Source organism: Leptolyngbya sp. CALU 1928, from assembly GCF_056784215.1.
In genome coordinates this window covers 1,121,414-1,138,859 of record NZ_JBXBCE010000001.1, presented here as the reverse complement: position 1 = coordinate 1,138,859, position 17,446 = coordinate 1,121,414, and the positions used below count along the sequence as shown (strand labels likewise).

Genomic DNA, 17,446 nt, shown 5'->3' with positions numbered 1-17,446 from the left:
TGCTACGCACACGCTACGCACACGCTACGCGAACGCTCAATGCCCGTTGAAGTCTGGCACTCCAACGCCGTTGTGCCTCTAATTCGCACAGAGCTAGCAAGAACTGCGCGTAAGACCAGCCCTCCTGCATCGCTTTGGCTTCGAGGGTTTCCCAATGGGTCAGCATGTGGGAGAGGTGTAACCGTTTGAGGTGCAGGCTCAAGCTCTGGTAAGGGCTGGTCTGGTGCGGGGGGGGGGCAAGAGTTGGTCATAGGAGAAGAATCCTGTTGGGGTGGAGCAAGCGCTGGCACCTGCATCGGGGGGAGTAAGCCAAAGTGCTGTTGGAGACTAGCAAGGGTCAGGGTCTTTTGCGCCAATTGAGTGTGGAGATAGTCTGCAACCTGCGATTGCAGGTTTTGGGTCGCCGCAATGTATAAGCTTTCAACTATCAAAAGTGCCGCCGGGTTCAGCTCAAATTGTGCTTTTATCTGGTGCCACAATCCTTGCCATTGCTCATCGGGGAGTAAGTCCTGCTGCCAGGTGCAATACAAGAAGGCGCGGGGTTTGCGCCGCAGTCCTTCAACGACATGGCGGTAGTTGATACAGCGGGCACGACGTTTGCCCTTGCCATCGGGTCGGAGGCGGGGTAGCTCAACCGCCTGCTGTTGGTGCAGATACCCCACAATCCGGTCGTGATACAGATGCAGTTCCAGTTGCCGTCCGATCAAGCGGGCAGGCACCGTGTACAACACGCAGCGCACATCAATCGTGCTGTGACAACTCACCTTTGCCGTCAGGACTTCATAGTCTGCGACGCGTCCTTTGGGGAGTGGTTGCGGATCGAGTTTCTCCGCTGTAATCTTCTCGCTGTGCTGGGCATTGAGTCCATCCACCGCTTGATTGATCAACCCTTGATATTCGGCAATGCTGCTGAACTCACAACTGCCACGCAGCAGCAGGGCTTGCTTAATCCGGTTTTTCAAGTGTCCGTGTGGAGACTCATAGAGCTTCGCTCCGCCGAAGGCGTACGAACCGTTTTCGTGGGCAATGCTGGTGTTGTTGCGGGTCGGTTGCATCCGGTGGTGATGGCAGAGGTCGTCATATAATCGGGTTAAGGGCTTGTTGCGAACGCCGCCCAAGTTCCGGTACGCCGCACTCAAACTATCAGTCCGATGCTGTTTCGGCGTACCCCCACAAGCAAACAGGGCATTTTGCAACCCTTCGGACAGGGCAATAAAGCTCTCGCCACCCTGGATGATTTGGGCGTACTGCCAGCCGCTGTACCCTAAGCGATAGTGATAGATCAAGTGTTCAAACACTTTTCCGTTCAGGGTGATCTCGACTCCTTTTAACTCGGTGAAGTCAGAAAAACCCATCATTCCGGGTTCATGCCGTAACTCGAACATCACCTCTGGCGCGGGTCCGTACAACGCTTTCCAGGTTGCCACTCGCCGTTGGAGCGTCGCAAGACTTGCCCATATTTGCCAGGGTACTTCGCTTGCAAGTACTCATACAACGTCATCGGCTTGAGTGCGGGCGCTCCTCTGAGCATCGGTTCCAGTTCGCTCTCCACACTTCGGCTAATGGGTCAGCACAGGTTCGCCATCCCCGCGCTTTGCCCCGATTCGGCTGGTAGTCGCCCCCTTCAATTCGTTGTCCACTGCGTTCTGAAAAGCCAGCCACAGCAGCAGACTCGGCTTGGGTTAAGCCAAACTGCTCGTGATTTCATGTACACTCTGACTTGATTTATTTCAATTCATTACAGGCATTGGAGAGGCTCCCGCATGGGTGATCCTCCAGTGTCTTTTTCATTGCTTGATTTGACGCATCAATTTGACTAACAATTGGCAGTTTGAAATGCTGTTCTCACCCGCCAAGTACCTGTCATTTACCCGCCATGCTTATTGTCGTCTGATAATCACCGTCGTGCGGCTAATCTTGAGAACACGCGCAGTATCTCGTATCCCACTCCCGTTGACTGCCATATCTGCAATTTGCCGTTTCACCTCTGGTAGGTATCCACGATACCGATAGTCGCGAATAAAAGTAGAGCGAGAACATTGGGAGTTGCGACATTTGTAGCGTTGCTTGCCTTCACCCGATTGACCATGCTTGACGACATCACTACTTCCACAACTTGGACAAACAACGGGTTCAAGTCCCATGGCAGAAACTTTAGGCAAACGACCTTTTTAGTTTCTCTCATTTCCACAGGTCTAGTCCACTACCCACCGAACTCATCTTTGCCTTGTTTGATCTATTAGGGTTATCCTTTTCTCCTCGCATTCGCGATGTCGGCACCCAGCAACTCTACCGCATCAAACGACAATTACCTGACGCTGCCCTCAAACCCTTGTTCAAGGGACGGATTAATCGTCAACTTATCATTGACTATTGGGATGAAATGCTGCGAGTGGCAGGGTCTCTCAAACGGGGTTGGGTGACAGCTTCCTTGTTTATCGGCAAGTTACGATCTTTCCCAGAATCTAATCAGTTACTGCAAGCTCTGCAAGAATATGGTCGGTTAGTCAAAACGCTTTTCATTCTGCGCTATCTCAACCAGGAAGATTATCGAAGGCGCATTAACCGGCAGTTGAATCGAGGCGAATCGATCCATGCACTCCGACGCTTTCTGCTGTTTGCTCGTCAGGGTGAACTGCGAAAGCGGCAACCAGAAGACCTCGATCATCAATCGGACTGTTTAACCTTAATGACTAATGCGGTGATTATCTGGAATACGATCTATATCGCTGCGGCATTGGATTATCTCAAGCAGGCGGGCTATGAGATCAATGAAGAAGATATTGCTCATTTGTCTCCAGCTCGGTTTGAGCATATCAACCCCTATGGAAAATATCGCTTTAATCTTGCTGAAAACCAGAGTAGGCAAGGGTTACGACCATTAAGACCTTTGTAAAATGGTCAAAATCAAAGGCTATAACCCTTGCGCTGCAAGGGTTATAGCCTTTGCGTTGTTTTTTGTTCCATTCATAAAACTACCCCGTCATGCATTGCAATGGATACTAACATGACTTTTAATAGTAATGCTAGTATTACTACGATAATGATCACTATTCTTAGAACGTGAGATAGTATTTATGGAAGAATCGAAAAACGAAGCAATGAGACTGCAAGTAGACATCCCCGACGATCTAAAAACACGGCTGAAACTTCAATCGGTTCGCGACGGGATAACTATGTCTGAGGTAGTTGAAAAGGCTCTGAATGAATATTTAGATAAGGTGGAAAAAGGGCGTTGCTGATTTAAGAGATGAATTTCGTAGGGACGTTTTGCGAAGCGCCCCTACAGTAAGGGGCAACATTTTCAAATCATCCCCAGATTCAGCAACACCCGATTTTTTACCGCCCTCAGTAGGGATAATTGGGATTTCTGGATGGGCTTCTATAAATTTCCAGAAATCAGGAACTTTCAGCCAGTCTGGAGCCGATTCGAGTGCTGACTTCAATTCCTCGGAGCTTAACCCCTTCAATTCGCTCAAAGACCTCAAAGCAGAAAAGCGGATATTTATCTTTGAGTTGGGTGCAAATCCCTTAAAGGTTGCTGGTAGGGCATCCTGAGAGTTCGATCTTATAAGGTCGCTGCTCTCCAAAGTACTGTTGAAGTCGCTGCCATCGATGGACAAATTTTCTTCGGATGCTTGCCGGGTCGCTGTTTTTTGGCTTGCCAAAACCTCTTGCCACGGTGCCTCCAGTGGAATTTGATGTTTCTGTGAAATTCGTTTCCAAGTCTTAAGGGGGATTGCTGGAAGAAAAGCTCGCGACCCATTTCCTTTGATCGCTTCGTATTTAATGGGTTTATTTTTTGCCTGATCGAACCGTGGTAGCTCTGGTTTCGCCTGCCACGGTTCACCTAATTCTTGAATAAAAACCGCTAGAGCGCCGTAGCTATGGGTTTTTTGGGTTTGCCATTGGTGAGATACCGTTTGCCCTAGAAAATAGTTTGGCTCATACCGCCCTTCATCAAGGATGAATGCGATCGCACTTTTAAACAACTCAGGGGCGATCGCGCTGCCGTAGACGCATTCATGCTCAAATCGTTGTGAGAAGGGAGGCAAGCTCATGCTTTACCTCCCCTCTCTGATTGGGGCGAGAGGGTAATTAGAGTTAGGAAATTTTGCCAGCTTAGCCTCGTAGAAAGCCACAGGCTGATTAGTAGCTTTGCCTGCTCCTTAGAATCTTGTACCTTCAAAAAAAGGAAGATCCAATCTGCTAGATCAGTTAGGCTAGGTAAGGGTTTGGCGGAAAAAAAGTTGTCATCGCCGTTGTTGTGGGCTAAGATCTTAATGTGCACTGGCTTCGTCCTTGCATTGCAAAATCTGCCTAACTTTTGATGGCTCGCCAAAGCTTGATCAGGTAATTAGGTCAGGTGGTTATTAAATTAATTTGTCTTCTGATGGGCGATCCTTTTGCGGGGTGTCGCCCTTTAGCTTTTAAAAGCTACTAACAACGATAGCGAAATCTTATCGGATAGCTCGAAAAATGTAAAATATATAGATTCTCGAAGCTGGCAGTAGGTGTGCGTTGCGGTAGATAAAAAGTTCGGGGACGTTTTCACTTAGCGGGTTGGAATAGAGTACTTTTGTTTTAGTTCTGGGACGTTTTTACTTAGCGAGTCGCTGTAGTTTTTACAGTAAATCTGTCATCGAGATCGCTCCTTCATCTCAAGAATCGGGGTGAAACCAAGAGTTCGTCTGACTTTATTCAAAAACTGAAGCAAAAAAGCCATTTCCGCTTCAGAGTTTCTCGTCCCTTCTTCAGTAGCAAAAAAATATTCCCCTTCAAAACTTGAGGTAAGAATTTGGTCTTCCCAGTCACAAGAGTAAAAATTAAAGGAAAGATATTTTGGTCGATCTTCCTCATCCTCATCCTCCAGGAAAACCGGGTATCCATCTTCGACATAGATGTGATACGGGGTTTCTGGATGATCGAACACCAATTTGATTTCGTCGCACCCAGCCATTTCACAATGAGGGATTTTAATCAATGCAAATGCGATATTCACAGGAATGCCATTGCTTCGATCATTGACCTTCTCAAAAGCCTCATCAAGACTCCTGAATCGTGGCTTTGTTTGTACCATTGCGATCTTTCTCCTTACGTGCTTTTGCTAGTGGGCATTTCTATTAGTTTCTAATTGCCAGTCGATCTACAACTTTAATCAGGTTTGCGACATTTTCAGCTTGAATTTTTGCCGCTTCATTATGACTTCGGCTCTCTTCAATCAAGCCATCAACAGACCGCTTTTGATCAACAACCGCACTGGTTAGCGCTCCAACCTGTACAGCTAAATCATCAATTTTGTTGCCTAGCCTGTCTACTGTCCTTTCGATGCGCTCTCCCATCTGGTCAATGCGATCGCTCAACTGCTGATTGGATTGCTGCATGGATTCCCGCAATTGACTTATCTGCGTTCCCTGCATCGAGGTTATGTCTGCCAGCGCTTGAATAGCCCGGTTTATCTCGTTTGCCATCGCGATCGCTCCTTACTTGCCCTTGCTAGCTGCTTTTTCCGGTGTTGCTGAATCTGGGGATGATTTGAAAATGTTGCCCCTTACTGTAGGGGCGCTTCGCAAAACGTCCCTACGAAATTCATCTCTTAAATCAGCAACGCCAAAAATCGCTGTGTTTGCTGAGTCATGGTTACGTTGCGATCGCGCTCTACGGTGTTCGTGGCGGGGTATTAGAAAACGAGACAATCGGCGGCGAAAAAGTTCGCAGGCTCAAACCTGAATTAATCCCTGACTTAAAAAGGTTTGCCGTTCCCGGTCGAAAAATCACATTAGCGTTCGACCAAGACTTAAAGCCCAAGACTGTGCTTGAGGTCAATCGTGCTTTGTCTCGCCTAGGTTGGATTTTGCAGACTGCGGGCTGTCAAGTTGCGGTAGCAGAATGGGATTCTTCCCAAGGCAAAGGTATAGACGATTTGATCGTCAATCAGGGCGTTGAAGCAGGGGAGAAAGCTCTTTCTGAAGCCGTTTCGTTTGCTCAGTGGTCAGTTGCTAGGCAACTTGCGACCGAGGTACGGCGTAAACCTGATCTGAATATTGGCGATCGCGAATTTGTTGAAGTGGCTGCGGAACTTCCAAAGACTGGGATTATTGCCCTACATGGTGGGAAGGGTACGGGCAAGTCAAAGGCGATCGGGCTTATGATCCAATTGCTTCGGTGGCTATCCCTGACTCATCTCACCAGTGTTGCCCGTGACTAGGCAGCGGGATGGGGTGGTGTGTTCGTCAATGATGGCGATCGCCATGGGTCTAGCCTGCTGAAGGATGGTAAGCCCGTCGATGGGGGATCGGTGTGCCTTCCTTCCCTATTTAAGGTGGCAGCGGTCGAAGCCAAACTCATAACGGTTAAGGAACAGTCCAATCACAATGTCATGCATCACAACGGACTTGGAAAAGCAAATGGTTTTGCGAGCCAATCTTTTAATTCGAGTCCGTCAGGTTAAAGGCTTGCGCTCAATCTTCTGAGTATTACGTTTACCAACGGTGTGAAGACTTGGATCGAGGTGTCTTTCATAAGCTCCCCAACCATCGGTGTAAAACTGCATAATCCCGAATGGTTCTAACAAGATTTTCAGTTGGATAAACGCCTCATCTTGATGCGATGCTAAGACATAAGCCAATACTGTGCCACTAGCATGGTCAATGGCGTGCCACAGCCATCGTTGTTGTGCTTTAGACTCAACAAAACTCCACATTTCATCGGCTTCTGCTTCTGTATCCTCCCACTAGCAGAGCTTGACGATGCTTTGAGTAGGTTCTAGTTGGGCGAGTTTAGCTTCATTCACCGCTTTGAGTTGACACTCTTTTTTTAACTCCTTAATCACGGTAGTCGGACTAATATGAAGCACACGGGCAGTATCTCGGATGCCGCTACCATTGATCGCCATATCGCTAATTTGTTGCTTGACTTCCGGCACATATCCTTGATACTCATACCGCAAAATAAAGGGGCGCCGATGGCACTGGGTGTTTTGACAAAAATAGCGCTGTTTGCCGTCTGGAGTGGTGCCGTGTTTGATCACTTCGACTCCATCACATTGAGGGCAGTCAATCGGCTCTAAAACCATGCTTGAGTCTCCGCAATCTTTGAGTCTTTTATCAAGGTAATCTTTATTATCGAAAACAACAAGTTTGAAACATTACCGTCGGCGGTTGCCTACAAGAACTTGGGAGATGAGCTTTTGCATCTCCTAACTTTTTTGTCCTGTACCCAGATCTCTTGGATACTTTGGCACTTGACTTACATTGGGTGACTAATTACACGAGTTTGCAATCAGGCGCTCGTGTAATCATGTTGATTGCATGGGGAAAATTGGCAGATCGGATTGGCGATCGTCCAATTTTGCTGATCGATGGCATTCTGGTCGCGTTATTTCCGTTTTCATGGCTGATCACGGGCGCAAATGATGGTTCGCTATGGCTCTGGTTTCCACTGTTGCACTTGCTGGCAGGCGGCAGTTGGGCAGCGATCGCTCTGTGCAATAATTTGCAGTTGGGAGTTGCGCCCCTACGTCATTAACCACTTTATTTTGCAGTGGTAGCAGCGATCGCCGGAATAAGTGGTGCCTTAGGTACTTCAGTGGGGGGCTTTCTGGCAGAGTTTGCGGATAACGGCATTCTTGGCTTGTTTGCCCTATCCGCGATAGTGCTTTTTCGTAAAGGGTGAGGGAAAATAGAGCCAACGGCTTAAGTAAACCGAGATCAACCATGAAACCATACTTAATCTGTCCGAATTGTGGATCGGATGACATCATGAAAAACGGGACAACTCGCCGGGGCAAGCAAAACCATAAATGCCGAGACTGTGGTCGTCAGTTTGTCGAAGATCCCCAGTGGAAGCCCAAGGATCAAGATACCAAGGCTCTAATTGATCGGTTATTGCTAGAGCGGATTCCTTTAGCGGGGATTGCTAGAGTCCTGAAGCTGTCGGAAAGTTGGTTGCAACAGTACGTCAATCAGACCTATGAGCAGGTGCGCCAACAAGCTGAGGTGCTGCCCAAAACAACCGCAAGGTTGACGGTTCAGATGGATGAGTTGTGGTCTTTGGTGGATGACAAAGGCAATAAACAATGGGTTTGGTTAGCAATGGATGTAGCGACCCGCGAAATCATTGGGTGTCATGTCGGTGATCGTTCTGCCGAGTCAGCGCAAGCCCTATGGGATAGCCTGCCGCGCCGCTATCGACAATATGCCCGGATCTACACCGACCACTGGGAAGCCTATGCCTGTGTGCTACCGAGCAAACGACATTTTGCAGTAGACAAGGATTCTGGGTTAACCAGCTATATTGAGCGGTTGAATAACACGTTACGACAACGCATTTCACGCTTAGTGCGCCAAACTTTATCGTTCTCGAAGAAGTTAGAGAATCACATTGGAACGATTTGGAATTTCATTCATCACTACAATCAAAAGATTCGAGAGCAATTGCGACGGGAGCAGATGGTTTCTTTTTCTCCATCCTGATTTAATATGTAGTGTCTACACGCTAACGGAATGGACTGAGAGTCCTATAGAAGCCTTGTTCTATTACGGCTTGGTCTTATCTGCTGTTGAGCAAGGAATTAACATTAAGACAGGCTATAAAAACAAGCGCCCGCACTATTATTTCTACCGTGCTGATGCGAATTACCCTGACATTGAAGATACTCCAACCGTTACGATTATGCCCCAATCGCAAATAGGAGAGTATCGAGTTGATTTCTTGATTGAATATGAACAAGATATTATAGAGACTGATGATCAAGGAAACGACAAAGGTGTTCAGTTTCGCTCAAGCATTATAGTTGAGTGTGATGGACATGATTTTCACGAGAAAACAAAGGCACAAGCTTCCAAAGACAAAAAGCGTGATCGTGTTTTACAATCCGTTGGCTATCGAGTTTTTCGTTTCACAGGTTCAGATATTTACAAAGATCCAATCTCTTGTGCTGAAGAAGTTTATGGATTGTTTCATCAAGAAGTAGGCGACGGTTGTTACACGGAACCATCTATTTAGATTATTTAATTGAGAGAATTTAAACAATAAAATTGTATACAGTGGTATTTGAAAAGTATTGGATTGTTTGCGTTTCGTTGATCGCACCCAGTGCTTTTAAAGTTACTTTTTGCGCTTCCGTTAAACCCTGTCGTATTTGCATTAGAACTACTTTCCATTAGTTGCGGTGATTGTTGCTATAGCGAATTCGCGCCCCTGCCCATTGCAATTTTTCTTGCAGGGTTTGGTAATAGGAGTAGTTTTCGCGCAGGACGATAAATCGTGCTTGAAAGTCTGCCATCCGAATATCAACTCGCTGACCCGGCCAAATAGACGTAGCTAACACACCATCCATCCAAAGCTTGTTGGAAAGCTCTAGGTCGGCTAGGGGCCAAATGCTGACAACACAGCCAGCCGGAATCACGATGGGGCGACTGGAAAGGCTCAGGGGACAAATCGGCGTGATCGTAATGGAATCTAGACCTGGATGAATAATTGGTCCATTAGCAGCGACAGTGTAGCAGGTGGAACCTGTTGGGGTGGCGATTAGCAGCCCATCCCCTTGATATTGATCCACCACTTCTCCATCGATTTCCATTTCCAAAATGGAGGTAATCATTCGGTCGGCGGAAGCAGGTTTAACGCACATTTCGTTGAGGGCGAGGTAGCGATCGCTGACTGCCTCTTGATCGACGCGATTTCCTTCAAACACCGATGCTTGCAACATCATGCGCTGTTGAACGGCATAGCGATCGCCCAATAAACGATCCCATACATCTTCAGACTCTACAAAGTCTTCTAATGGCTCCGTCAGAAAGCCTAAATTTCCGCCAGCATTAATTGCCAAAATTGGGAGGCGATCGGCTGCTAAATGGCGTGCAGCCGTTAGAGCAGCGCCATCGCCTCCCAACACCACAGCTAAATCAATCGGCTGAGTTGCAGATGCCAAAAAAACGGGATAGGGGTTATCTTTTGCCCCAGTGGGACCCAACATCACATGACAACCCCGGTTTTCGAGTTGACGGGCGCACTTTTCAGCCCAGCGTTTACTAACTGGGTCACCAGACTTATGGGCAATAATGACCTGCTTGAGTTGCACGTTTCCAAAAATTAAGAGCAGTGAGTGGTTAGTTGACAGTCTACAGGCAAGGACTAATCAACATTGAACCACACCACACTGCTTGTCCTGAAAAATTAAAACGCTACCACTTCAACAGATTGAACTGTTCCATGTCTACGGTGTCGCGGTTGCGATAAATTGCCAGCACAATCGCCAAACCAATAGCTGCCTCAGCCGCCGCGATCGCAATCACAAATATCGTAAACACCTGTCCCTTGACATCTAACGGATCTAAGAAATCAGAGAATGCCATGAAATTAAGGTTGACTGCATTCAGCATTAGCTCAACCGACATCAACACCCGGACTGCATTGCGGCTATTGATCAGCCCATAAATACCAATGCAAAATAATGCAGCAGCAACAATTAGAAAGTACTGAAGTTGCATGAGTCCTCGTTAATCAAAAAACAATTTTGGGACAATTCCTCACTGTCCCTTTCATCCCTTGTCTACTTATTTGGACTGACTTCCAGGATTAGAGCCAGCAGGAGTGAGTTCGCGCGGACGTTCCGGCAAAGTCAACATCGTTTGCTGCAAATCTGCCTCCTCAAGATCAGGGAGAAACTCGCGGCGTGCTAAAACGATCGCGCCAATCAACGCCATCAACAGCAGCACAGATGCCAACTCAAACGGCAGCAAGAAATCGGTAAAGAAATGCTTGCCAATAACCACAATAGAACCCGACGGCACCGTCTCTGCCGTAGAAATTGACCAGGGAGTTGCTAACACCATGGTGCTTAACAACGCAAATAACCCGATGCAGACAACCGCCGTCGCGGCTTTGCGAATCCAAGCTTGAGGAATCGGTGTAAAGTCTTCCCGTTTATTCACCAACATAATGGCGAAAATAATTAACACATTCACCGCGCCCACATAAACCAAGACCTGCGCCATTGCCACAAAGTCTGCATTCAACAACAGGTAAAGCCCTGCGGCACTAATAAAAGTTCCTGCCAGCAAAAAAGCTGAGTAGACTACATTAGACAGCAAAACTACACCTAAAGCTGCCCCCAGCATCATTGCCGATAGCAAGCCAAACGATACAATCTGAACCCCTTCCGCTAAATTCACAGCCCCTATCTCCTTCAGATTTCGCTTTTAGCTATTCCTTGTTCCCTGTGTCTTCTTGCGCTATGTCTTGTGCAAGAATCTCCTCTGGGCGCTGCCCCGCACGACGAGCATTTGCAGGCAAATCATGAGGACTCATCACGCCTTTAGGTAAGTAAGCAAACTCCCGTAGAGCGGTCACCATTGGATCGTCCGTCACCTTATAAGGCAGGCGACCCAGTGCTACGTTGTCGTAATTTAGCTCATGGCGATCGTAGGTCGATAACTCATACTCTTCAGTCATGGAAAGGCAATTAGTGGGGCAATACTCCACGCAATTTCCGCAAAAAATGCACACCCCAAAATCAATACTGTAATGACGGAGTTGCTTTTTCTTGGTAGTCGAATTAAATTCCCAATCCACCACAGGGAGGTTAATTGGGCAAACTCGCACGCAAACCTCACAAGAAATACATTTATCAAACTCAAAGTGAATTCGCCCTCGAAAACGCTCAGAGGGAATCAACTTTTCATAGGGATATTGAACAGTGACAGGGCGACGCTGCATATGGTCAAACGTAACGGCTAAACCCTGACCAATATATTTCGCTGCTTGCACAGTCTCTTTTGCGTAATCGCCAACTTGCTTTAAAAATTTCAGCATGGTCGTTGCCAGTAGGGAGTTGCAAATGTTGATATTGAACGCTGAACAGTGAGTTTCAAGAGGGTCTTAGCAATCTCTCAAATCTCATTGTTAGCCACCAAACGCCCCAGGAAAAGCGATTTTGAGCGCCGCAGTAATCAATAGATTCACCAACGAAATGGGTAGAAGAAACTTCCAACCTAAGTCGAGTAATTGATCAATCCGGACACGGGGCACCGTCCAACGCAGCAAAATGGCTGTAAAAACTAAAAAGTAAGCTTTTAGGAGCGTCATTGTGATGCCAAGGGACGCGCCAATGATTTCTAGCCAAGCATTGGTTTCGCTGATTCCAAGCCAGTTTGCAATTAAGGAAGTAGGAATGGGGAGTTCCCAACCGCCAAGATAGAGAATTGCAACCATTAGGGCAGAAAGTACTAAGTTCACGTAGGAACCTAGATAGAATAAAGCAAATTTCATGCCTGAATACTCAGTTTGGTATCCCGCAACCAATTCTTCTTCTGCTTCTGGTAAATCGAATGGAATCCGTTCGCATTCTGCCAAGGCAGCAATCCAAAAGATGACAAACCCAATGGGCTGTCGCCAAATGTTCCAACCTAAAATGCCGTAGCCTGATTGTTGATTCACAATGTCAATCGTGCTGAGGGAGTTGGACATGAGTACGATCGCCATCACCGCCAACGCTAACGGAATTTCATAGCTAATCGATTGAGCCGCCGCCCGCAGTCCGCCTAACAAAGAGTATTTGTTGTTTGAAGCATACCCCGACATCAGCAATCCAATTGGCACGACACTAGAGAGTGCAATCCAAACAAATACGCCCATGCCGACGTTTGTAACAATCAGATTTTGTCCAAACGGGACAATTAGATAGGAAAGGAATACTGGAATCACGACAATAACCGGACCCAGAGTAAACAGCAGCGGATCTGCTTTGGCGGGCACCGTGTCTTCTTTGAAAATCAGCTTAAGCCCGTCTGCTACCGGGGCAAGAACACCCAATGGACCAATAAATTCTGGACCCACTCGTTGTTGAACCGCAGCGGAAATTTTTCGCTCTAACCAAACCGATACTAAAACGCCGACTGTTGCCCCAATAATCATGAGCAACATTGGCAATGGCATCCAAACGGCTTTTGCCACACCAGCGGGCAGTCCTAAGTCCATCAAGGACTGAATGAATGTTTGCTGTAAATCAATCCCTTGATCCATGTCTTCACCAGGACTCTTGCGCTATTAGTATACACTCTCGTAAAAGCGTACAGGATTAGAATCAGAACGGAAAAGTATAGGAATAATTCAATGCTGGAGAGAGAGAGAGAGAAAGGTTTCGGGTTTCGGGTTGCAGAAAGTGTTTGGGTAAGAACCCCCGCCCCTTGCCCCATAGAGAAACCCCCCAAGGCGATGCACCTGGGGGGTTGGAGTTCCTGAAAATCGTCACTTCGCATAGTTTGGCAAGGGAAGCAAGGAAAGGGAAGAGGGCTGTGACCCATCATTGACTTGATGGAGAGGCTCCAACACTAGGCGATCGCGGACTCCATCTCTCTACTACCGTTCACTAATAGGAATATAGGGAACAGCGTGAGTGCCTGTATAAATCTGGGTAGGACGAAAGATCCGATTTTCGTTAAGCTGCTCTTTCCAATGGGCGAGCCATCCTGCAATCCGCGAAATTGCAAACACTGGGGTAAACAAATCTGTGGGGATTCCTAATTTGCGGTAAACCAAACCAGAGTAATAGTCCACATTGGCATGAATACCTTTGTGCCCCATTTTTTCATTGACCACCCGCTCAAGCTCCACTGCCACGTCATAAAACTGATCTACCCCGTATTTTTCAAATAGTTGTTCGGCTAAATCTTGCAGAATAGTGGCACGCGGATCTTTCACCTTATAAACTCGGTGCCCAAAACCCATAATTTTAGATTTCGTTTCGATGCAATGTTCGACATAAGGGCGAACATTTTCCACAGAGCCGATTTCTTCTAGCATAAAAATGACTTCCTCGTTTGCCCCCCCATGGAGAGGTCCCGCCAAGGTGCCCACAGCCGATGCCACGACTGCGTAGGGATCAGTCAGAGTAGAAGCCGTCACCATTGCGGAAAAGGTAGACGCGTTAATCGTATGCTCAGCGTGGAGAATGAGGCAGATATCCAGAATTTGAGCGGCGAGGGGATCGGGTTCTTTCTCATTTAGCATGTAGAGAAAGTTTGCAGCATAGCCCAAATCATCGCGGGGTTGGACGGGATCGTTGCCCTTTCGCATCAGTTGAAAAGCTGCAACCATGGTTGGAATTTTTGCCACCAAACGAATCACCGCTGCATGAATGTAGGCAGGATCGTCTAGAGCGCGACGAGAATAGAACAGCCCCAGCGCTGCTGCACAAGCTTGCAGTGCATCCATGGGATGCCCCCCTTCAGGGAAGCATTTCATCATGTCTCGAATGCGATATTTCAAACGACGATGATGACGAATTTCGTGTTCAAAATTTTCAAGCTCTGCTTTGGTCGGCAGCTTGCCCCAAATTAAGAGGTAAGCTGTTTCTACAAAATTGCTTTTTTGGGCTAACTCTTCAATTGAAATCCCTCGATATTCCAGGATTCCTCGCTGCCCATCCACAAAACTAATACTGGATTGTGTTACGGGAATGCCTTCTAACCCTGCCCGGTATTCGCACGCTGTCATGGTTCTAGAATTGCTCTTGAAGAATGTCAATTACAATACCCGATCGCAATCAAGAAATCTGTATCTTTGAAATCCAGTTATCTTTGATTTTTGTTTCAGATATTTTCTGTTAAGACTGACTGTCTCATACAGGATTTCATCATAAACGTCTGACTCCATAAATGTTGGTTTTGCACACCATTATTTGTAAATAGTTTGTCTCGCAGTAGGAAATATGGTTAGTATTTAGCTAGAAACTTCACTTGTCGAAAAAGTTTCAATTGTCAATCAGTTATCAAAATTGTTAAGCCAGCGATCGCTCTCCCGTGTCGGGAGTGTGCCAAGAGGGAGATTGTGCGGCTTGTTAAATTTGTTAAGCATAGGAGTTGTATGACCCAGAAACGCGTTCGTCGGCGATCGCAGTCCAGTTCACGATTGAATCAACCCACAGAGCACCCCACTTCGAGACCCACACAAGAGGCTCCACCACGAGAACGGCGCAACCGTGAATGGGGTGAACGGCGGAGTCCAGATTATACTTATAGCCCTTTAGCCAGCTTAATTGAGCAAGATGCACCCCTGAGAAGCAACAATACGCTGGTGCTAATGTATGACCCGTTCCAAGCAGAAATGGTGGCGAATAGTCAAGGTGTTGCGTCGTGGCTGCGAGAATGCATTCGCAAGCATGGTATTCCTAGTTTGATTCGGTTTGATTATCGCCAGAAAGCTCAAATCTTTCGCCGCGACCAGTTTCAGTCTTGGTTAGAGCCACTACTTGATAAAACTGCAAGCTAATTTAGAATCACTGAGAGTGTTGAGATCAGCGCTACTTGCCAATGCAAAAGCGGCTAAACACTTGGTCGAGTACGGATTCTGTGACCTCTTCCCCCAACACTTGCCCCAGCGTATAAATTGCGCTTCGGAGATCAATCGTCCAAAAATCTAGGGGAAGTTGATTAGCGATCGTGTTTTGCACTTGTTGCAATGACTGCTTTGTTTGCGTCAGAGTGGCTGCTTGGCGTTGGTTAATGGCTAGATCTAGGTTGGCAGCTTGTAGGGTATCGGTTTGAACGATTGTTAAAATTGCGGCTTCGAGGGCATCGATTCCCTGGTTTAAGGCGGCGGCGGTGGAGACGGTGAGGAGTTTTGTTCGCGTAGCGTCTCCGTAGGAGATATTTTGAGTTTTGAGTTGGGAATGTTCTTGTGGATCTCTTTCTACTAGATCAATCTTGTTGATGACTAGGATTAATGGACGATCGCAGACTTGGGTATAAATTTCTTGGTCGGCATCGGTCCAGCCGTCTTTTGCATCAATCGTGAGTAATACTAAATCAGCAGATTGGGCAGCGATGCGCGATCGCTCTACGCCAATTTTTTCTACCTTATCATCGGTGTCGCGAATGCCTGCGGTATCCAATACTTGAATTGGAATGCCGCCCACGACGAGATTGGATTCCACCACATCGCGAGTCGTGCCGGGAAGATCGGTGACAATGGCACGATCGCTGCGGCTCCAAGCATTCAGCAAACTGGATTTGCCCACGTTTGGGCGACCGACGATCGCCACTTTTAAACCACTGCGGATGAGTTCTCCACGATCAGCGGTTGCCAAAATCTGATCCACGTCGTCTTGCACTTGCTGGAGGCGAGTTTGAATTTCAACTTCATTCAGCGGCGGCAAGTCTTCTTCAAAATCCACTCGCGCTTCAATGTCTGCCAAAATATCAATGCAGGTAGTGCGAAGTTGGCGGATCGGGTCGGCAAGTTTTCCTTGCAGTCCAGCTAGAGCAAACTGAGCGGCTTGAGGCGATCGCGCACCCACCAAATCAGAAATACTTTCTGCCTGGGTTAAATCTAGCCTGCCGTTTAAAAAAGCCTTTAGAGTAAATTCTCCGGGTTGCGCCAATCGTGCGCCTTGAGCGATCGCTAACTGCAACACCTGCTGCACCGCAATGATGCCGCCGTGGCAGTGAAACTCGACCACATCTTCGCGGGTATAAGAGCGGGGAGCCAGCATGATTAGCAACAGCGCTTCATCCACCACTTGCTGGGTTTCAGGATTGCGAACATAGCCGTAGAGAATGTGATGGCTTGACCAAGATTGCTGACCGGGGGCATGGAACAAAGCACGAGCGATCTCCATTGCCTGATCGCCGGATAGCCGCACAATCCCAACACTGCCCTGCTCTGGCACGATCGCAGTGGCGATCGCCGCGATCGTGCTTTCCTGAAACGTCATTCTTTCAGCCTTGAATAAAACCATCTATTCATAATCTTAGGCTTTAGAAAACTTACCTAATCAATTTTTGCTGAAGCAGCACATCGGCAAATCAACAAAAATGCAGACACTTCTCTTTTTTCGCTTAGATTCCTGAAGACTTCAACTTGGATGGGTCAAACTGGTCAAAATGTGATCTTCCCACTGCCCGTTGATCAGTAGGTAGTCTCTGGCGTAGCCTTCTACCGTGAAACCTAATCGCTTCAGCACATTGGCGCTTCGCTGGTTGCGGGGCATATAATTGGCGGTGATGCGATGAAAATTCATCTCGGTAAAGATAAAGTGGATGGCAGTTTCTAGGGCTTCGGTCATGTAGCCGTTGCCTTGTTCTGTTTCTGCCAAGCTATAGCCTAAAACACAAGACTGGCATACTCCCCGCAAGATCTGGTGGAAGTTGATTTTTCCAATTAAGATGGTCGGCTCAGTTTTTTTGAATAGGCAAAATTTGATTGCCTGATCGCAATTAAATTCGATGAGGGCTTTTTCTACTTGATCGCGCCAAAAGCTAAAGGTATAAAAGCCCTCAGAGCGGGTTGGTTCATAGGGTGTGAGAAAGTCTCGATTTTCCAGGTAAAACTTGAGGATGGCAGAAATATCTTCGTTGGTTGCCAGCCGCAAAATTAGGCGCTCAGTTTCAAGGATTGGCAATTTGAGATAGCCGATCGCTTGCCATTCAGACAGCATAGATAC

General features: G+C 47.3%; 19 protein-coding genes and 3 pseudogenes. 7 read left to right on the top strand and 15 right to left on the bottom strand.

What is annotated here, in order from left to right:
• Positions 1-2: 2 nt before the first annotated feature.
• A pseudogene (locus AC1S5B_RS05310) lies at positions 3-1,708 on the bottom strand (IS21 family transposase).
• Positions 1,709-1,895: 187 nt separating this feature from the next.
• Positions 1,896-2,144: pseudogene (locus AC1S5B_RS05305) on the bottom strand (IS1/IS1595 family N-terminal zinc-binding domain-containing protein); the annotation flags it as partial.
• 74 nt (positions 2,145-2,218) lie between these two features.
• Between AC1S5B_RS05305 and AC1S5B_RS05300 the strand changes: the two are divergent.
• A complete protein-coding gene (locus AC1S5B_RS05300; RefSeq protein WP_482036598.1) occupies positions 2,219-2,896 on the top strand; it encodes a Tn3 family transposase in 678 nt (225 codons plus the stop codon).
• A gap of 316 nt (positions 2,897-3,212) precedes the next feature.
• Here the strand turns inward: AC1S5B_RS05300 and AC1S5B_RS05295 are convergent, their stop codons facing one another.
• The 3 genes from AC1S5B_RS05295 to AC1S5B_RS05285 form a co-directional block, all read right to left on the bottom strand.
• Positions 3,213-4,061, bottom strand: a complete 849-nt coding sequence (locus AC1S5B_RS05295; protein ID WP_482034656.1) for a hypothetical protein — start codon at positions 4,059-4,061, stop codon at positions 3,213-3,215.
• A 578-nt stretch (positions 4,062-4,639) separates the two neighbouring features.
• Positions 4,640-5,080 (bottom strand): hypothetical protein, encoded by a 441-nt coding sequence (locus AC1S5B_RS05290; protein WP_482034655.1) that lies wholly within the window; start codon positions 5,078-5,080, stop codon positions 4,640-4,642.
• A 43-nt stretch (positions 5,081-5,123) separates the two neighbouring features.
• Positions 5,124-5,471, bottom strand: a complete 348-nt coding sequence (locus AC1S5B_RS05285) for an Mce/MlaD family protein (RefSeq protein WP_482034654.1) — start codon at positions 5,469-5,471, stop codon at positions 5,124-5,126.
• Between the two features lie 116 nt (positions 5,472-5,587).
• Here AC1S5B_RS05285 and AC1S5B_RS05280 point away from each other — a divergent pair, with 116 nt between their 5' ends.
• Positions 5,588-6,208 carry a DUF3854 domain-containing protein gene (locus tag AC1S5B_RS05280; RefSeq protein ID WP_482036597.1) on the top strand — a complete coding sequence of 207 codons (621 nt, stop codon included), beginning with the start codon at positions 5,588-5,590 and terminating at the stop codon, positions 6,206-6,208.
• On the opposite strand, the gene AC1S5B_RS05275 is transcribed toward AC1S5B_RS05280, so the two are convergent.
• A complete protein-coding gene (locus tag AC1S5B_RS05275) occupies positions 6,205-6,348 on the bottom strand; it encodes a hypothetical protein (protein ID WP_482034653.1) in 144 nt (47 codons plus the stop codon). The genes AC1S5B_RS05280 and AC1S5B_RS05275 overlap by 4 nt on opposite strands.
• Positions 6,314-7,075, bottom strand: a pseudogene (locus AC1S5B_RS05270) (IS1 family transposase). The gene AC1S5B_RS05275 and the pseudogene AC1S5B_RS05270 overlap by 35 nt, the downstream one beginning before the upstream one ends.
• Before the next feature lie 224 nt (positions 7,076-7,299).
• Between AC1S5B_RS05270 and AC1S5B_RS05265 the strand changes: the two are divergent.
• Genes AC1S5B_RS05265 through AC1S5B_RS05250 form a run of 4 tightly spaced genes read left to right on the top strand, consistent with a single transcriptional unit; the run spans position 7,300 to position 9,006 of the window.
• The gene (locus AC1S5B_RS05265) at positions 7,300-7,527 is read left to right on the top strand and encodes a hypothetical protein (RefSeq protein WP_482034652.1); all 228 of its coding nucleotides are present in this window, start codon (positions 7,300-7,302) and stop codon (positions 7,525-7,527) included.
• 15 nt (positions 7,528-7,542) lie between these two features.
• On the top strand, positions 7,543-7,674 hold the full coding sequence (locus AC1S5B_RS05260) for a hypothetical protein (RefSeq protein WP_482034651.1): 132 nt from the start codon (positions 7,543-7,545) through the stop codon (positions 7,672-7,674).
• Positions 7,675-7,715: 41 nt separating this feature from the next.
• Entirely contained in the window at positions 7,716-8,474 is a 759-nt protein-coding gene (locus AC1S5B_RS05255; RefSeq protein WP_482034650.1) for an IS1 family transposase, read from the top strand.
• Between the two features lie 55 nt (positions 8,475-8,529).
• Positions 8,530-9,006 (top strand): endonuclease domain-containing protein, encoded by a 477-nt coding sequence (locus tag AC1S5B_RS05250; RefSeq protein ID WP_482034649.1) that lies wholly within the window; start codon positions 8,530-8,532, stop codon positions 9,004-9,006.
• A gap of 157 nt (positions 9,007-9,163) precedes the next feature.
• Here the strand turns inward: AC1S5B_RS05250 and AC1S5B_RS05245 are convergent, their stop codons facing one another.
• From AC1S5B_RS05245 to AC1S5B_RS05220, 6 genes are all read right to left on the bottom strand, one after another.
• Entirely contained in the window at positions 9,164-10,084 is a 921-nt protein-coding gene (locus AC1S5B_RS05245) for an NAD(+) kinase (protein WP_482034648.1), read from the bottom strand.
• 103 nt (positions 10,085-10,187) lie between these two features.
• A complete protein-coding gene (gene nuoK / locus AC1S5B_RS05240; protein WP_482034647.1) occupies positions 10,188-10,493 on the bottom strand; it encodes an NADH-quinone oxidoreductase subunit NuoK in 306 nt (101 codons plus the stop codon).
• 66 nt (positions 10,494-10,559) lie between these two features.
• The gene (locus AC1S5B_RS05235; RefSeq protein WP_482034646.1) at positions 10,560-11,177 is read right to left on the bottom strand and encodes an NADH-quinone oxidoreductase subunit J; all 618 of its coding nucleotides are present in this window, start codon (positions 11,175-11,177) and stop codon (positions 10,560-10,562) included.
• A 31-nt stretch (positions 11,178-11,208) separates the two neighbouring features.
• On the bottom strand, positions 11,209-11,814 hold the full coding sequence (ndhI, locus tag AC1S5B_RS05230; RefSeq protein WP_482036596.1) for an NAD(P)H-quinone oxidoreductase subunit I: 606 nt from the start codon (positions 11,812-11,814) through the stop codon (positions 11,209-11,211).
• A gap of 93 nt (positions 11,815-11,907) precedes the next feature.
• Positions 11,908-13,026 (bottom strand): NADH-quinone oxidoreductase subunit NuoH, encoded by a 1,119-nt coding sequence (gene nuoH, locus AC1S5B_RS05225; RefSeq protein ID WP_482034645.1) that lies wholly within the window; start codon positions 13,024-13,026, stop codon positions 11,908-11,910.
• Between the two features lie 336 nt (positions 13,027-13,362).
• A complete protein-coding gene (locus AC1S5B_RS05220) occupies positions 13,363-14,499 on the bottom strand; it encodes a citrate synthase (protein ID WP_482034644.1) in 1,137 nt (378 codons plus the stop codon).
• Between the two features lie 369 nt (positions 14,500-14,868).
• Between AC1S5B_RS05220 and AC1S5B_RS05215 the strand changes: the two genes are divergently transcribed.
• Entirely contained in the window at positions 14,869-15,273 is a 405-nt protein-coding gene (locus tag AC1S5B_RS05215; RefSeq protein ID WP_482034643.1) for a hypothetical protein, read from the top strand.
• Between the two features lie 31 nt (positions 15,274-15,304).
• Here the strand turns inward: AC1S5B_RS05215 and mnmE are convergent, their stop codons facing one another.
• Positions 15,305-16,717, bottom strand: a complete 1,413-nt coding sequence (gene mnmE / locus AC1S5B_RS05210) for a tRNA uridine-5-carboxymethylaminomethyl(34) synthesis GTPase MnmE (RefSeq protein ID WP_482034642.1) — start codon at positions 16,715-16,717, stop codon at positions 15,305-15,307.
• 141 nt (positions 16,718-16,858) lie between these two features.
• On the bottom strand, positions 16,859-17,440 hold the full coding sequence (locus AC1S5B_RS05205; protein WP_482034641.1) for a GNAT family N-acetyltransferase: 582 nt from the start codon (positions 17,438-17,440) through the stop codon (positions 16,859-16,861).
• Positions 17,441-17,446: the final 6 nt, after the last annotated feature.

Excerpts from the sequence above, each read along its gene's own strand:
- AC1S5B_RS05295 (WP_482034656.1), bottom strand. The coding sequence starts at position 4,061 with ATGAGCTTGCCTCCCTTCTCACAACGATTTGAGCATGAATGCGTCTAC.
- AC1S5B_RS05290 (WP_482034655.1), bottom strand. The coding sequence starts at position 5,080 with ATGGTACAAACAAAGCCACGATTCAGGAGTCTTGATGAGGCTTTTGAG.
- AC1S5B_RS05285 (WP_482034654.1), bottom strand. The coding sequence starts at position 5,471 with ATGGCAAACGAGATAAACCGGGCTATTCAAGCGCTGGCAGACATAACC.
- AC1S5B_RS05275 (WP_482034653.1), bottom strand. The coding sequence starts at position 6,348 with ATGAGTTTGGCTTCGACCGCTGCCACCTTAAATAGGGAAGGAAGGCAC.
- AC1S5B_RS05265 (WP_482034652.1), top strand. The coding sequence starts at position 7,300 with ATGTTGATTGCATGGGGAAAATTGGCAGATCGGATTGGCGATCGTCCA.
- AC1S5B_RS05255 (WP_482034650.1), top strand. The coding sequence starts at position 7,716 with ATGAAACCATACTTAATCTGTCCGAATTGTGGATCGGATGACATCATG.
- nuoK (WP_482034647.1), bottom strand. The coding sequence starts at position 10,493 with ATGCAACTTCAGTACTTTCTAATTGTTGCTGCTGCATTATTTTGCATT.
- nuoH (WP_482034645.1), bottom strand. The coding sequence starts at position 13,026 with ATGGATCAAGGGATTGATTTACAGCAAACATTCATTCAGTCCTTGATG.
- AC1S5B_RS05220 (WP_482034644.1), bottom strand. The coding sequence starts at position 14,499 with ATGACAGCGTGCGAATACCGGGCAGGGTTAGAAGGCATTCCCGTAACA.
- AC1S5B_RS05215 (WP_482034643.1), top strand. The coding sequence starts at position 14,869 with ATGACCCAGAAACGCGTTCGTCGGCGATCGCAGTCCAGTTCACGATTG.
- mnmE (WP_482034642.1), bottom strand. The coding sequence starts at position 16,717 with ATGACGTTTCAGGAAAGCACGATCGCGGCGATCGCCACTGCGATCGTG.
- AC1S5B_RS05205 (WP_482034641.1), bottom strand. The coding sequence starts at position 17,440 with ATGCTGTCTGAATGGCAAGCGATCGGCTATCTCAAATTGCCAATCCTT.